Here is a 14706-nt window from a genome sequence, read left to right on the forward strand (position 1 = left end):
GGGAATGCATTTTAAACTATCAGAAGAACATGAAATGATAAGAAAAATGGTTCGGGATTTTGCTAAGAACGAAGTAGCACCGACGGCAGCTGAGCGTGATGAAGAAGAGAGATTTGATCGTGCACTATTTGATCAAATGGCAGAGCTTGGTTTAACCGGCATTCCGTGGCCTGAAGAATACGGCGGAATTGGAAGCGATTACTTAGCATATGTAATTGCTATCGAAGAATTATCTCGTGTTTGTGCTTCAACAGGTGTAACGCTGTCTGCACACACTTCACTTGCTGGTTGGCCAATTTTTAAATTTGGAACGGAAGAACAAAAGCAAAAGTTTTTACGACCGATGGCAGAAGGAACGAAAATTGGTGCATACGGTTTAACGGAGCCAAGTTCTGGTTCAGATGCTGGTGGAATGAGGACAACTGCGAAACGAGATGGAGACCATTACATTTTAAATGGATCGAAAATCTTTATTACAAATGGTGGTATTGCTGATATTTATGTTGTTTTTGCGTTAACTGATCCCGAATCGAAGCAGCGTGGTACGAGCGCGTTTATTGTGGAAAGTGATACACGAGGATTTTCAGTTGGGAAGAAGGAAAGCAAGTTAGGGATTCGCTCTTCACCAACAACTGAAATTATGTTCGAAGATTGCCGTATTCCTGTAGAGAACCTACTAGGGGAAGAGGGCCAAGGATTTAAAGTTGCGATGCAAACATTAGATGGCGGCCGTAATGGTATTGCCGCGCAAGCAGTCGGTATTGCGCAAGGGGCTTTAGATGCTTCTGTAGAGTATGCAAGAGAGCGTCATCAGTTTGGGAAACCTATTGCGGCGCAGCAAGGAATTGGCTTTAAACTTGCAGATATGGCAACGGATGTGGAGGCGGCGCGTCTTCTAACATACCAAGCGGCTTGGCTTGAATCGGAAGGGCTTCCGTATGGGAAAGAGTCAGCGATGTCAAAGGTATTTGCAGGCGATACAGCGATGAAGGTGACGACTGAAGCGGTACAAGTATTTGGTGGTTACGGTTATACGAAAGATTATCCAGTAGAGCGTTATATGCGCGATGCAAAGATTACACAAATATATGAGGGAACACAAGAGATTCAAAGGCTTGTAATTTCTCGTATGTTAACGAAGTAGGAGCAAAGGCGTAGGTATTTTCCTACGCTTTTTCCTTCCAAAAAATAATAGAGAGAGGTGAAGGGGATGGTTAAACATAATGTACATGCGTCCGTGAAAGATGAAAAATTAGTTGCGTTAAGACGTGAACAAATGATTAAAGGTGCGGTGCAATTGTTTAAGCAAAAAGGGTTCCCACGTACAACAACGAGAGAGATTGCGAAGGCGGCTGGGTTTAGTATTGGAACACTTTATGAGTACATTCGTACAAAAGATGATGTTTTATATTTAGTTTGTGATAGTATTTATGAACATGTAAAAGAAAGATTAGAGGAAGTAGTGTGTACAGAGAAGGGAAGTATAGAAAGCTTAAAGATAGCGATAAAGAATTATTTTAAAGTGATGGATGAATTGCAAGAAGAAGTATTAATTATGTATCAAGAGGTACGTTTTTTACCGAAAGAATCACTCCCATATGTATTAGAAAAAGAGTTTCAAATGGTCGGAATGTTTGAGAATATTTTAGAGCAGTGTACAGAAAATGGGACATTTACATTAAATAAAAAAGAGATACAGCTTCTTGCACATAACATTTTCATACAAGGACAAATGTGGGGATTTAGACGTTGGGCCCTGCAAAAACTGTATACGCTTGAAGAATATACAGAAATGCAAATTAGGTATGTACTGCAAGGAGCGCATATGTTTCCGAAATAAGGAATAGACAAATTATAATTTTATTATCATATTAAAGTTTCCCGTTTTTTTTGTAGCATATTTGTGCGACTTTTGTTTATAATGAATAGTATGGATTTTTTTAAGCAGACCGTTATATATAAGGTTATATTTGAAGAAAGGAAGTGCCGCATAAGTGAATTTTAAGCAATATTCACCAGAAGAGCTAAAAGAATGTTCAATGATTGAAGTTGTACATAGCGTTTTAGGGGATAAAAGACAAGCAACGACATTCAACGAGTTGGTTCGAGAAATCGCTCAAGTGCTGGGACTATCTCAAGAGCAAGTTAATGCGAAACTCGCACAATTTTATACAGATTTAAACATCGATGGACGTTTCATTAATTTAGGAGAAAATCGTTGGGGACTACGTAGCTGGTACCCATATGAGCAAATTGATGAAGAAATCTTACCTCAGCCAAAACCGAAGAAGAAACGTAAAGTTGAAGAGGACGGTTTTGACGACTACATCGAAGAAGATGAAGACTTCGACGATGCAGACGCAAATGAAGAAGAGGTAGAAGATTTGGACAAGGTTCTTGAAGAAGAAGACGGAGACGACGATGATCTTGATGATTTAGATGAAGATGATGACGATGACTTCGCCGAAGAAGAACTTGAGTACGATGAAGCTGAAGCTGAAGAAGAAGAAGAGGAAGAACTGTAGTTCTTGACTTTTCATTATCGTCCATGTAGAATCATTTTTGGGCTCTTTAAAAAAGGACGATAATACTTTTAAAGTGTAAATATAAAAGAAAATTGCTCCCTACTTATTACTTTATGTGATGAGGGGAGCAATTTTCTTTTTTGTTTTTTGTTTAGAAAATAAAAAGAGTCTAACAATAAGATGGATACAGTGTTATCTACATACGTTGCGCTTTGCAACGGTGATTATATAACAGCAAAATAGGAGGGAGCTTTTTCATGACTAAGTATATTTTTGTAACAGGCGGTGTAGTATCGTCTTTAGGAAAAGGTATTACAGCAGCATCTCTTGGAAGACTTTTAAAAAATCGTGGTTTAAACGTAACGATTCAAAAGTTTGATCCATACATTAACGTAGACCCAGGGACTATGAGCCCATACCAACACGGTGAGGTATTCGTAACAGATGATGGTGCAGAAACTGATTTAGACCTTGGTCACTATGAGCGTTTCATTGACATCAACTTAAACAAATACAGCAACGTAACAACAGGTAAAATTTACTCTTCAGTTCTTCAAAAAGAGCGTCGTGGTGAATACCTAGGAGGAACAGTTCAGGTTATTCCTCACATTACTAACGAAATTAAAGAGCGTGTATACCGTTCTGGTCGCGAAACAAACGCGGACGTTGTTATTACAGAAATTGGTGGAACTGTTGGTGACATCGAGTCTCTACCATTCTTAGAAGCAATCCGTCAAATTAAGAGCGACATCGGTCGTGACAATGTAATGTACATTCACTGTACGTTAATCCCGTACTTAAAAGCAGCGGGTGAAATGAAAACAAAACCAACGCAACATAGCGTTAAAGAGCTTCGCAGCTTAGGTATTCAACCAAATATTATCGTTGTTCGTACAGAATTGCCTGTTTCTCAAGATATGAAAGACAAGCTTGCATTATTCTGTGACATTGATACAAAAGCAGTTATCGAAGCACGCGATGCAGATACTTTATATGCGGTTCCATTATCTCTTCAAGAGCAAAATATGGACCAAATCGTTTGCGATCACTTAAAATTAGACAATCCAGCTGCAGATATGACAGAGTGGACTGCGCTAGTTAATAAAGTACGTAACCTTTCTAAGAAAACAAAAATTGCTCTTGTTGGTAAATACGTAGAGCTTCAAGATGCATATATTTCTGTTGTAGAAGCACTTCGTCATGCGGGTTATTCATTCGACACAGATGTAGAAGTGAAATGGGTAAACGCTGAGCACGTAACACCAGAGAACGTACAAGAATTAGTTGGTGACACAGATGGTATCCTTGTACCTGGTGGATTCGGCGATCGTGGTGTAGAAGGTAAAATCGTTGCAATTCAATATGCTCGTGAAAACAAAGTTCCATTCTTAGGAATTTGCCTAGGTATGCAACTTGCATCAATCGAATTCGCACGTAACGTATTAGGATTAGAAGGAGCTAACTCTTCTGAAATTAATCCTGACACACCTTATGCAATCATTGACTTATTACCAGAACAAAAAGATGTAGAAGACTTAGGTGGCACACTTCGTCTTGGTCTATACCCATGTAAGCTTGCTGAAGAAACAAATGCTTACAATGCTTACAACGAGCCGGTTGTATATGAGCGTCATCGTCATCGTTATGAGTTCAACAATCAATTCCGTCCGGATATGGAAAAAGCAGGATTTGTATTCTCTGGTACAAGCCCAGACGGTCGTCTAGTTGAAATCATTGAATTAAAAGACCACCCTTGGTTCGTGGCAGCACAGTTCCATCCAGAACTTGTATCTCGTCCAAATCGTCCACAACCATTGTTCCATGACTTCGTAAGTGCTTCTATTACGAATAAAGAGAGCAAGTAATAAAAAAAAGCGCCTGAAATAGGGCGCTTTTTTTAATATTCATTTAACATTTCATCGATTGTAAATTTGATCCCATGATATGCAAATAAAGCTATCATTAAACTTGGGAATCCGTAGCGATTGCCTTCATCGTCTGGAATAAGGCCTTTTAACAGCTTAGTATCAATATGTACATCTGTATATTGTTCTAGTGATTCAGTACCTTCTTGAATAGCAGAGATGCCGACAATAGAGTGTCCATCAGCTTGAAGTTTTTTTGCCATTGCTACAACTTCTTCATCTGTTGAAAAACGGCTAATAAGAAGTACACGGTCTGCAGAAGTTACTTCTACTTCTTTACCATTTTCAAATAATCGTTTTGCTTGCTTCATTGGCTCAGCACCGAATAATGCTTCAGCGACAACGCCCTCCATTTCATTTGTACCATGTAAATAAATGAAACCGTCGCCAACTAATGCTTGAGCAAGTAGACGGGCGCTATCTTCTATATTCATTTCTTCTTTTTGAGAAACTCTGGAGAAATAACCACTTAATTGAGTTGAAAAAATTTTTAACATAATGTTACTCCCTTTCGTACGTGTTTACCGGCTTTCATTATAGTTTATTTTTTTAGAAAGGTGAAATCGAAGGGTAGCATAACAAAATAGGAAACGGTAAAATAAGAAAGAATAGGAAGGAATTTGCCAAAGAATAGCGAAAATTAATCGTTAAGATATAAGAAGCTTTAAATCTTGTATTTACACAGAAAGGTTGGGAGTTATGGAAGGTAAAATTTTAATCGTTGATGATCAATATGGCATTCGTGTGCTATTACATGAAGTGTTCCAAAAAGAAGGTTATCAGACATTCCAAGCAGCGAATGGATTTCAAGCTTTAGATATCGTGAAAAAAGATAATCCAGATTTAGTAGTGTTAGATATGAAAATTCCAGGTATGGATGGTATAGAGATTTTAAAACATGTAAAGGAAATTGATGAGAGTATTAAAGTAATTTTAATGACTGCTTATGGAGAGCTTGATATGATCCAAGAAGCGAAAGATTTAGGAGCTTTAATGCACTTTGCTAAACCGTTTGATATTGATGAGATTCGTCAAGCGGTGAGAGAACAGCTTGCTGTAGAGGCGTAAAAAATGAATTTTTTATAAAAAATATGGAAAAAAGCGTTTACATGGACTATTGAGCAGGTGAATACGGTTGAGTTTTTGAGTACAAGTTGTTATCCTATTGAGTGTAGAAAAAAGTCCGGTATGTAAATATACATATTTTACCTTATTCTGGTCATACTACCAGCGATAAGAACTTATCGGATACAAAAAACGTTTTTTAGGAGGATTCACCATGCCTTTAGTTTCTATGAAAGAAATGCTAAACACAGCACTAGAAGGAAAATACGCAGTTGGTCAATTCAACATGAACAACTTAGAGTGGACTCAAGCTATCTTAGCTGCTGCGGAAGAAGAAAAGTCTCCTGTAATCCTAGGTGTATCTGAGGGTGCAGCTCGTCATATGACTGGTTTCAAAACAGTTGTAGCTATGGTTAAAGCTTTAATCGAAGAAATGAACATCACTGTTCCTGTAGCGATTCACCTTGACCATGGTTCAAGCTTCGAAAAATGTAAAGAAGCAATCGATGCAGGTTTCACATCTGTAATGATCGACGCTTCTCACCACCCATTCGAAGAAAACGTTGAAACTACTAAAAAAGTAGTAGAATACGCACACGCTCGTAACGTATCTGTTGAAGCTGAGCTTGGAACAGTTGGCGGACAAGAAGACGACATCATCGCTGAAGGCGTAATTTACGCTGATCCAGCAGAGTGTAAGCACCTTGTTGAAGCAACAGGTATCGATTGCCTAGCTCCAGCTTTAGGTTCTGTACACGGTCCTTACAAAGGTGAGCCTAACTTAGGATTCGCTGAAATGGAACAAGTTCGTGACTTCACTGGCGTACCTTTAGTATTACACGGTGGTACTGGTATCCCAACTGCTGATATCGTAAAAGCTATTTCTTTAGGTACTTCAAAAATTAACGTAAACACTGAGAACCAAATTGAGTTTACAAAAGCTGTTCGTGAAGCATTAAGCAAAGACCAAGAAGTTTACGATCCTCGTAAATATATTGGACCTGGCCGCGACGCTATTAAAGCAACTGTTGCTGGTAAAATGCGTGAATTCGGTTCTAACGGTAAAGCGTAAGAATAAAATTCCGTTTTGGAAACCGTCTAGTCTTTTAGACGGTTTCCTTTCGTTGTATAATGAAAGCGTGAACAAGTCTAAAGATTTTTATCATTTTTTTTTTTGAAATAGAAAATAATGTGCATAGTCCTATTAATAAATGTGATAATGTATCTAAATTGATAAAGTAAATTCGATGAATAGTTAATCTTTATCTATTTGTAATACGGGAGAAATGAAGATAATGGTTTCCTATTTATTGAGTGTTAGGGTGGAAAGAGTGATTGAGATTCTTAAGGGGAGCTTTCTATAAGGATATAGAAAGTAAATACATTCACAAGAAGGGAGCTCAATATGGAAAAATTGCTAATTGAAGGCGGAAGAGCTTTAAATGGAACAATTCGAGTGAGTGGTGCAAAGAACAGCGCCGTTGCACTAATTCCAGCGACAATTTTAGCAGATACTCCAGTAACTATTGGTGGTGTCCCTAATATTTCGGACGTGAAAATGTTAGGAGACTTGCTAGAGGAGATTGGAGGAAGAGTAGCTTATGGACAGGAGGAAGAGATGATAGTTGATCCTTCTAACATGGTTGCAATGCCTTTACCGAATGGAAAAGTGAAAAAATTGCGTGCTTCTTATTATTTAATGGGTGCGATGCTTGGCCGTTTTAAAAAAGCTGTTATTGGGCTTCCAGGTGGATGTCACTTAGGACCGAGGCCTATTGATCAGCATATTAAAGGATTTGAAGCGTTAGGTGCACATGTTACGAATGAACAGGGTGCGATTTATTTAAGAGCAGATGAATTGCGCGGGGCACGCATTTATTTAGATGTTGTTAGTGTAGGAGCTACAATTAATATTATGCTAGCAGCTGTGCGAGCGAAAGGTAGAACTGTTATTGAAAACGCAGCGAAAGAACCAGAGATTATTGATGTAGCTACATTGTTAACAAGCATGGGTGCACGCATTAAAGGTGCGGGCACAGATGTAATCCGAATTGATGGTGTGGATTCGCTGCACGGTTGTCACCATACGATCATTCCGGATCGTATTGAAGCGGGTACGTATATGATTTTAGGAGCTGCATCAGGAGGAGAAATAACGGTTGATAATGTGATTCCTCAGCATTTAGAGTCAGTTACAGCGAAGTTAAGAGAAGCTGGTGTCCAAGTTGAAACGAACGATGACCAAATTACAGTGAACGGTAATAGAAGGTTAAAAGTAGTTGATATAAAAACGCTTGTATATCCAGGATTCCCAACAGATTTACAACAACCATTTACAACGCTTTTAACAAAGGCGCACGGAACGGGTGTTGTAACGGATACGATTTACGGCGCACGCTTTAAACACATTGATGAATTACGTCGTATGAATGCACAAATTAAAGTGGAAGGTCGTTCGGCAATTGTAACTGGTCCTGTTTTATTGCAAGGTGCAAAAGTGAAAGCAAGTGATTTGCGAGCTGGAGCGGCTCTTGTTATTGCAGGGTTAATGGCGGATGGAATTACAGAAGTAACCGGACTTGAGCATATTGATCGAGGTTATGAAAATATAGTAGACAAGCTTAAAGGTCTTGGCGCAAATATTTGGCGAGAACAAATGACAAGCCAAGAAATTGAAGAGATGAAGAACGCATAAGTGATACTTCCGCAAGGGGGAAGCGAAGCATCACTACTTGCGGAAGTATACTTTGTAGAGAAACACGGTTCACAAAATACGGCAGAAATATAAAGACTTAAAGGAGAGGGATTATCGTGGAAAGAAGTTTATCTATGGAGTTAGTACGTGTAACAGAGGCTGCAGCATTATCATCAGCGCGTTGGATGGGGCGCGGGAAAAAGGATGAGGCAGACGGTGCAGCAACATCAGCTATGCGTGATGTATTTGATACAATCCCGATGAAAGGTACAGTTGTAATTGGTGAAGGCGAGATGGACGAAGCACCAATGCTGTATATCGGAGAGAAATTAGGTACAGGATATGGACCACGTGTAGACGTTGCGGTTGATCCTTTAGAAGGGACAAACATCGTAGCAGCTGGTGGATGGAATGCTCTTGCTGTTATTGCAATTGCAGATCATGGTAATTTGTTACATGCTCCTGACATGTACATGGATAAAATCGCGGTTGGCCCAGAAGCGGTTGGGGCGGTCGATATTGATGCGCCTATTATCGATAACTTACGTGCGGTTGCGAAAGCGAAAAATAAAGATATTGAAGATGTTGTAGCGACAGTTTTAAACCGTCCACGTCATCAAGCGATTATCGAAGAAATTCGTAAAGCTGGTGCTCGTATTAAATTAATTAACGATGGCGATGTGGCTGGAGCAATTAACACTGCATTTGATCGCACAGGTGTAGATATTTTATTCGGCTCTGGTGGAGCACCTGAGGGTGTATTAGCAGCAGTTGCATTAAAATGTTTAGGTGGAGAAATCCACGGAAAGCTTCTGCCTCAAAATGAAGCTGAATTAGCTCGTTGTAAAAAAATGGGTATTGAAGATATAAATCGTATCCTTCGCATGGAAGACTTAGTAAAAGGTGACGATGCAATCTTTGCGGCAACAGGCGTAACAGACGGAGAACTATTACGCGGCGTTCAATTTAAAGGTAGCGTAGGAACAACACAATCCCTTGTTATGCGTGCAAAATCAGGCACAGTACGCTTCGTAGACGGACGTCATAGCTTGAATAAAAAACCAAACTTGGTTATTAAATAAAAAGTGGAAGCGGCTCGTTCAGAATCGCAGGGCATTGGAACTCTCGACCTTGAAGCGTTTTTGGCTTCGAGTGAGAGAGTGAAATGACCGGAGATTCTAGCCGCTGGAACTGGATTAAGTAAAAAGTGGAAGCGGCTCGTTCAGAATCGCAGGGCATTGTAGCTCCTGACCATACTAGCTACTGGAACTAGGTTAAATAAAAGCGAAGACAAATTTTCTTGTCTTCGCTTCTTGTATTTGTGTTTCAACGTATTGATTAAAACTAGATAAAAGGGTTACAATAGTGAATATTACCCTACTTGAACTTATTGCCTTTCATTATTAATTATTTGCCTTCCGTATTTTTTCCCTTTACCCATGTGAAAAGAGAATAACGTTAAAGTGTGGTGTCTGAATGAATTTGTCAATTGCAGCATTAGAAAACATGAAATTAAAAGAGTTATACGAGCTTGCGAAAGAATTTAAGATTTCGTATTATAGCAAATTAACGAAAAAAGAGTTAATCTTCGCTATCCTAAAAGCTCGAGCAGAAAAAGAAGGTTTCTTCTTCATGGAAGGCGTATTAGAAATTATTCAATCAGAAGGATTTGGATTCCTACGTCCTATCAACTATTCTCCAAGCTCAGAAGATATTTATATCTCAGCTTCGCAAATTCGTCGTTTCGATTTACGTAATGGAGACAAGGTTTCTGGTAAAGTACGACCTCCGAAAGAAAATGAACGCTATTTTGGATTATTACAAGTTGAAGCTGTAAACGGAGATGATCCAGAGTCAGCAAAAGAGCGTGTGCATTTCCCTGCATTAACACCATTATACCCAGATCGCCAAATGAAATTGGAAACGGAACCGAAAAAGTTACCGACACGCATCATGGATTTAATCGCACCAGTTGGATTTGGACAACGTGGTTTAATTGTCGCGCCTCCAAAGGCTGGTAAAACAAGTCTATTAAAAGAAATCGCACACAGTGTTACAACAAATCACCCGGAAGCTGAATTAATTGTACTTTTAATTGATGAGCGTCCAGAGGAAGTAACAGACATCGAACGTTCTGTTAAAGGAGATGTTGTAAGCTCTACTTTTGATGAAGTGCCAGAAAATCATATTAAAGTAGCAGAACTTGTGTTAGAACGTGCAATGCGTCTTGTAGAGCACAAAAAAGATGTTATCATTTTAATGGATAGTATTACCCGTTTAGCGCGAGCTTACAACCTTGTTATTCCGCCAAGTGGTAGAACATTATCGGGTGGTATCGACCCAGCTGCCTTCCATAGACCGAAGCGTTTCTTTGGAGCTGCACGTAATATTGAAGAAGGCGGTAGCTTAACGATTTTAGCAACAGCGCTTGTTGATACAGGATCTCGTATGGACGATGTAATTTACGAAGAATTTAAAGGAACTGGAAATATGGAACTTCACTTAGATCGTTCATTAGCTGAGCGTCGTATCTTCCCGGCAATTGATATTCGCCGTTCTGGTACACGTAAAGAAGATCTATTAATTCCGAAAGAACATTTAGACAAGCTATGGGGTATTCGTAAAACAATGCGTGATACACCAGACTTTGTCGAAGGTTTCTTACGTAAACTTCGTCAAACAAAGACAAATGAAGAATTTTTACAAAACATTGTTGCAGACTCAAAAAGATATGTAACAACTAAGTAAAGGGAAAAGATTGGGACTCGCTTATTTTGTGGTAAGCGAGTTTTTTTATGTTTTTTAAGGGAATATTAGAGAGAGTAATATATGGGAAAAATTTGGTTTTTTGAGATAAAAATCATATTTGGGTCGAGAGTTTGAAGTGTCCCGGATTTTGAACGAGCCGCTTACGCTTTTAAATATATCCAGCTTCAGCAGCTAGAATGGTCGGTGGCTTCACTTCTTCCTATGAGGCAAAAAGCGCCTCTACGTCAGAAGCTCCATCCCTCTCCCATTCTGAACGAGCCGCTTGCGCTTTTAAATATATCCAGCTCCAGCGGCTAGAATCTCCGGCCATTTCGCTCTCTCGGTCGAAGCAAAAAGCGCTTCTTGGTCGAGAGCTCCAATGTCCTGCGATTCTGAACGAGCCGCTTGCGCTTTTAAATTTTAAAAAGACAAAAACAGGTAGTTGCAAAATGGAGTTAGCCTTGTTATAATTTCATCATATGTGTTTCATCAATATAGTTGTGTAAGCAGCTGAAGATGAAAAACTCTGTTTCGAAAATGATTCAGGGCGGAAGGAGATGAAAAGAATGAAAGCAGGAATCCATCCAAATTACAATAAAGTTGTATTTATGGACACGAACACAGGCTTCAAATTCTTAAGCGGGTCTACTAAAGGCTCTAGCGAAACTGTTGAGTGGGAAGATGGTAACACTTATCCATTACTAAAAATTGAGATCAGTTCTGATTCTCACCCATTCTACACTGGACGTCAGAAGTTTGCTACTGCAGACGGACGTGTTGACCGCTTCAATAAGAAATACGGTATCAAGTAATAAAGAACATAAAACAGGCAAGTGTATGTATTCGCTTGTCTGTTTTTTTTGCAAAAATATTAAACCTTTACCCTACTTTGGATTAGGAAAGTAGATGAAAGGAGAGCTCAATGTACTTAATGAATCAAAATGGTTGGATTGAAGTGATTTGCGGGAGTATGTTTTCTGGAAAATCAGAAGAGCTCATCCGCCGTATACGCCGTACGCAATTTGCGAAACAACATGCGATTGTATTTAAACCATGTATTGATAATCGTTATAGTGAAGAAGATGTTGTATCACATAATGGATTAAAGGTTAAAGCAGTTCCTGTTTCAGCTTCAAAAGATATATTTAACCATGTAGCAGAAGAAATGGATGTTATTGCAATCGATGAGGTACAATTTTTTGATGGGGACATTGTGGAAGTGGTGCAAGTATTGGCAAACCGTGGCTATCGTGTCATTGTAGCTGGATTAGACCAAGATTTCCGTGGTCTACCATTTGGACAAGTTCCTCAGCTGATGGCGATTGCTGAACATGTAACTAAGTTGCAGGCAGTGTGTTCTGCATGCGGATCTCCTGCAAGTCGTACACAACGTTTAATCGATGGAGAACCAGCGGCATTTGATGATCCAATTATTTTAGTTGGGGCTTCAGAATCGTATGAACCACGTTGTCGTCATTGTCATGCAGTACCTACAAAACAAAGATAAATGAAACTCGCTATGTAGAGCGGGTTTTTTTCGAAAATAGATGAAGATTGGTGGCCGGCTCTTCGTACAGCTAAGAACTTTAGGCAGTCAGAGCTGAGCAAGCCGCTTACGCTTTTAAATATTATCTAGCTCCAGCGGCTAGAATCTCCGGCCATTTCACTCTCTCGCTCGAAGCAAAGAGCGCTTCAAGGTCGAGAGTTCCAATGTCCTGCGATTCTGAGCAAGCCGCTTGCGCTTTTAAATATAATTTGCGTTTTTTTGATTAAGTACCATATACTATTTGTATTAGATACTAGGATGTAGAGGTGAATGGTGTGTTAGATCGTTTGCAGGCTGTAGAAGATCGTTATGAGAAGTTAAATGAATTGTTAAGTGATCCAGAGGTTATTAGCGATACGAATAAGCTTCGTGAGTATTCAAAGGAACAATCTGATATGCAGGAAACGGTAGAGGTGTACCGTGAGTATAAAGATGTTCGTGAGCAATTAAGAGATGCAAAAGCAATGTTAGAAGATAAGTTAGACGCTGATATGCGTGACATGGTAAAAGAAGAGGTTTCTGAATTAGAAGGGCAAGATAAAGAATTGTCAGAGCGTCTGAAAATTTTACTTGTTCCAAAAGACCCTAATGATGATAAAAACGTTATCGTTGAGGTTCGTGGTGCTGCTGGTGGTGACGAGGCCGCTTTATTTGCTGGTGATTTATATCGTATGTATAGTCGTTATGCTGAGGTACAAGGTTGGAAAACTGAAATTATCGAAGCGAGCTATACAGAGTTAGGTGGATATAAAGAGATTATCTTTATGATTAACGGTAAAGGTGCGTTCGCGAAGCTGAAATTCGAGAATGGTGCTCACCGTGTACAACGTGTTCCTGAAACGGAATCTGGTGGACGTATTCATACATCTACAGCAACTGTAGCTGTATTACCAGAGGCAGAAGAAGTAGAAATTAGTATTCATGAAAAAGATGTTCGTGTTGATACGTTTGCTTCTAGTGGTCCTGGTGGACAAAGTGTTAATACAACGATGTCAGCGGTACGTTTAACGCATTTACCGACTGGTGTAGTTGTATCGTGTCAGGATGAGAAATCACAAATCAAGAATAAAGAAAAAGCGATGAAAGTATTACGCGCACGTGTTTATGATAAGTTTAGACAAGAAGCGCAAGCTGAGTATGATCAAAACCGTAAACAAGCTGTTGGTACGGGTGATCGTTCAGAGCGTATTCGTACGTATAATTTCCCGCAAAACCGCGTTACAGACCATCGAATCGGTTTAACGATTCAAAAGCTAGATCAAATCTTACAAGGTAAGTTAGATGATTTCATCAATGCCTTAGTGATGGAAGATCAGGCTCAAAAGATGGAGGCAGCTGAGTAATGCGTGTCTATGAAGCCCTGAAATGGGCTTCTTCTTTTTTACAGGAAAATGGACGAGATGAAAATGCGGGAGAACTTGTCCTTTGTCATGTATTAAAGACGAACAGAACCGGAATGCTCATGAATATGCGTGAAGAAATAACTGTGGAACAAGAAACAAGTTTTACGGAGTTTATTCACAAGCATGTAGAAGGTATTCCTATTCAATATATGATTGGTTATGAAATGTTTTATGGACGGTCGTTCTTTGTGAATGAAGAAGTATTAATACCCAGACCGGAAACAGAAGAGCTTATAGTGGGAGTGTTAGAAAGAATCGAGCGTCATTTTGGCGATGAGAAACTACATGTGGCGGACATTGGTACAGGTAGTGGAGCGATTTCTATTACGCTTGCTTTAGAAAATAAAAATCTTCATGTGTATACGGTAGATATTGCACAAGAGTCGATTGAAGTTGCAAAAGAAAATGCAAAAACTTTGGGCGCAGAAGTAACGTTCTATCATGGTGATTTATTGTCACCATTTTATAAAACAGGTCAAAAGTTAGATGTTGTTGTTTCAAACCCTCCATATATACCGGAAGAGGATTGGCGTGGCCTTTCTCCTGTGGTGAAAGAGCATGAGCCAAGGAGAGCACTTGTTGGCGGTGAAGACGGATTAGATTTCTATCGCCGTTTTATGGAAGAGTTGCCGAATGTGTTGCAGAAGAAAGCAATTGTGGCATTTGAAATTGGAGTAGGGCAAGGTGAGGATGTAAAAGGGTTGTTACAACAAGCTTTTCCACATGCTCATGTTGAGGTTGTTTTTGATATTAATGGAAAAGATCGTATGGTATTTGCAGAGATGGAGTAAGGTTCACA

At 39.4% G+C, this 14706-nt stretch carries 14 protein-coding genes; 13 read left to right on the plus strand and 1 reads right to left on the minus strand.

The window, feature by feature from the left end:
- Positions 1-4: 4 nt before the first annotated feature.
- The 4 genes from acdA to pyrG all read left to right on the plus strand — a co-directional run bounded on the left by acdA (position 5) and on the right by pyrG (position 4390).
- Positions 5-1144, plus strand: coding sequence for an acyl-CoA dehydrogenase AcdA (gene acdA, locus QCI46_RS00755; RefSeq protein WP_353839392.1), 1140 nt, complete (start codon positions 5-7; stop codon positions 1142-1144).
- A gap of 66 nt (positions 1145-1210) precedes the next feature.
- Positions 1211-1840 carry a TetR/AcrR family transcriptional regulator gene (locus QCI46_RS00760; RefSeq protein WP_048542708.1) on the plus strand — a complete coding sequence of 210 codons (630 nt, stop codon included), beginning with the start codon at positions 1211-1213 and terminating at the stop codon, positions 1838-1840.
- A gap of 154 nt (positions 1841-1994) precedes the next feature.
- The gene (rpoE, locus tag QCI46_RS00765; RefSeq protein ID WP_048542705.1) at positions 1995-2525 is read left to right on the plus strand and encodes a DNA-directed RNA polymerase subunit delta; all 531 of its coding nucleotides are present in this window, start codon (positions 1995-1997) and stop codon (positions 2523-2525) included.
- A gap of 257 nt (positions 2526-2782) precedes the next feature.
- Positions 2783-4390 carry a CTP synthase gene (gene pyrG, locus QCI46_RS00770; RefSeq protein ID WP_000170450.1) on the plus strand — a complete coding sequence of 536 codons (1608 nt, stop codon included), beginning with the start codon at positions 2783-2785 and terminating at the stop codon, positions 4388-4390.
- A 32-nt stretch (positions 4391-4422) separates the two neighbouring features.
- Here pyrG and QCI46_RS00775 read toward each other — a convergent pair whose 3' ends face one another.
- On the minus strand, positions 4423-4947 hold the full coding sequence (locus QCI46_RS00775) for a DUF2529 domain-containing protein (protein WP_000912405.1): 525 nt from the start codon (positions 4945-4947) through the stop codon (positions 4423-4425).
- Positions 4948-5149: 202 nt separating this feature from the next.
- Between QCI46_RS00775 and spo0F the strand changes: the two genes are divergently transcribed.
- From spo0F to prmC, 9 genes are all read left to right on the plus strand, one after another.
- Positions 5150-5518: a sporulation initiation phosphotransferase Spo0F gene (gene spo0F / locus QCI46_RS00780; protein WP_000398593.1), complete on the plus strand. Its 369-nt coding sequence runs from the start codon at positions 5150-5152 to the stop codon at positions 5516-5518.
- Between the two features lie 211 nt (positions 5519-5729).
- The gene (locus tag QCI46_RS00785; RefSeq protein WP_001131858.1) at positions 5730-6587 is read left to right on the plus strand and encodes a class II fructose-bisphosphate aldolase; all 858 of its coding nucleotides are present in this window, start codon (positions 5730-5732) and stop codon (positions 6585-6587) included.
- A 333-nt stretch (positions 6588-6920) separates the two neighbouring features.
- Positions 6921-8210, plus strand: coding sequence for a UDP-N-acetylglucosamine 1-carboxyvinyltransferase (murA, locus tag QCI46_RS00790; protein ID WP_000413258.1), 1290 nt, complete (start codon positions 6921-6923; stop codon positions 8208-8210).
- Positions 8211-8326: 116 nt separating this feature from the next.
- Positions 8327-9292, plus strand: a complete 966-nt coding sequence (gene glpX / locus QCI46_RS00795) for a class II fructose-bisphosphatase (RefSeq protein WP_000442336.1) — start codon at positions 8327-8329, stop codon at positions 9290-9292.
- Positions 9293-9686: 394 nt separating this feature from the next.
- Positions 9687-10958, plus strand: a complete 1272-nt coding sequence (gene rho, locus QCI46_RS00800) for a transcription termination factor Rho (RefSeq protein ID WP_001053898.1) — start codon at positions 9687-9689, stop codon at positions 10956-10958.
- 566 nt (positions 10959-11524) lie between these two features.
- The gene (locus QCI46_RS00805) at positions 11525-11770 is read left to right on the plus strand and encodes a type B 50S ribosomal protein L31 (RefSeq protein ID WP_000643447.1); all 246 of its coding nucleotides are present in this window, start codon (positions 11525-11527) and stop codon (positions 11768-11770) included.
- A 110-nt stretch (positions 11771-11880) separates the two neighbouring features.
- A complete protein-coding gene (locus tag QCI46_RS00810; RefSeq protein ID WP_000281084.1) occupies positions 11881-12465 on the plus strand; it encodes a thymidine kinase in 585 nt (194 codons plus the stop codon).
- A 314-nt stretch (positions 12466-12779) separates the two neighbouring features.
- Positions 12780-13847, plus strand: a complete 1068-nt coding sequence (gene prfA / locus QCI46_RS00815; RefSeq protein WP_002096180.1) for a peptide chain release factor 1 — start codon at positions 12780-12782, stop codon at positions 13845-13847.
- A complete protein-coding gene (gene prmC, locus QCI46_RS00820) occupies positions 13847-14698 on the plus strand; it encodes a peptide chain release factor N(5)-glutamine methyltransferase (protein WP_149212938.1) in 852 nt (283 codons plus the stop codon). The genes prfA and prmC overlap by 1 nt, the downstream gene beginning before the upstream one ends.
- Positions 14699-14706: the final 8 nt, after the last annotated feature.

It is taken from the genome of Bacillus cereus group sp. RP32, assembly GCF_040459735.1.
In the GTDB taxonomy this organism is placed as follows: domain Bacteria; phylum Bacillota; class Bacilli; order Bacillales; family Bacillaceae_G; genus Bacillus_A; species Bacillus_A wiedmannii.

Bases quoted from the DNA above. Each gene is read 5' to 3' on its own strand.
- QCI46_RS00775 (WP_000912405.1), bottom strand. From the start codon at position 4,947: ATGTTAAAAATTTTTTCAACTCAATTAAGTGGTTATTTCTCCAGAGTT.
- QCI46_RS00810 (WP_000281084.1), top strand. From the start codon at position 11,881: ATGTACTTAATGAATCAAAATGGTTGGATTGAAGTGATTTGCGGGAGT.
- prmC (WP_149212938.1), top strand. From the start codon at position 13,847: ATGCGTGTCTATGAAGCCCTGAAATGGGCTTCTTCTTTTTTACAGGAA.
- murA (WP_000413258.1), top strand. From the start codon at position 6,921: ATGGAAAAATTGCTAATTGAAGGCGGAAGAGCTTTAAATGGAACAATT.
- spo0F (WP_000398593.1), top strand. From the start codon at position 5,150: ATGGAAGGTAAAATTTTAATCGTTGATGATCAATATGGCATTCGTGTG.
- pyrG (WP_000170450.1), top strand. From the start codon at position 2,783: ATGACTAAGTATATTTTTGTAACAGGCGGTGTAGTATCGTCTTTAGGA.
- acdA (WP_353839392.1), top strand. From the start codon at position 5: ATGCATTTTAAACTATCAGAAGAACATGAAATGATAAGAAAAATGGTT.
- rho (WP_001053898.1), top strand. From the start codon at position 9,687: ATGAATTTGTCAATTGCAGCATTAGAAAACATGAAATTAAAAGAGTTA.
- QCI46_RS00805 (WP_000643447.1), top strand. From the start codon at position 11,525: ATGAAAGCAGGAATCCATCCAAATTACAATAAAGTTGTATTTATGGAC.
- QCI46_RS00760 (WP_048542708.1), top strand. From the start codon at position 1,211: ATGGTTAAACATAATGTACATGCGTCCGTGAAAGATGAAAAATTAGTT.
- QCI46_RS00785 (WP_001131858.1), top strand. From the start codon at position 5,730: ATGCCTTTAGTTTCTATGAAAGAAATGCTAAACACAGCACTAGAAGGA.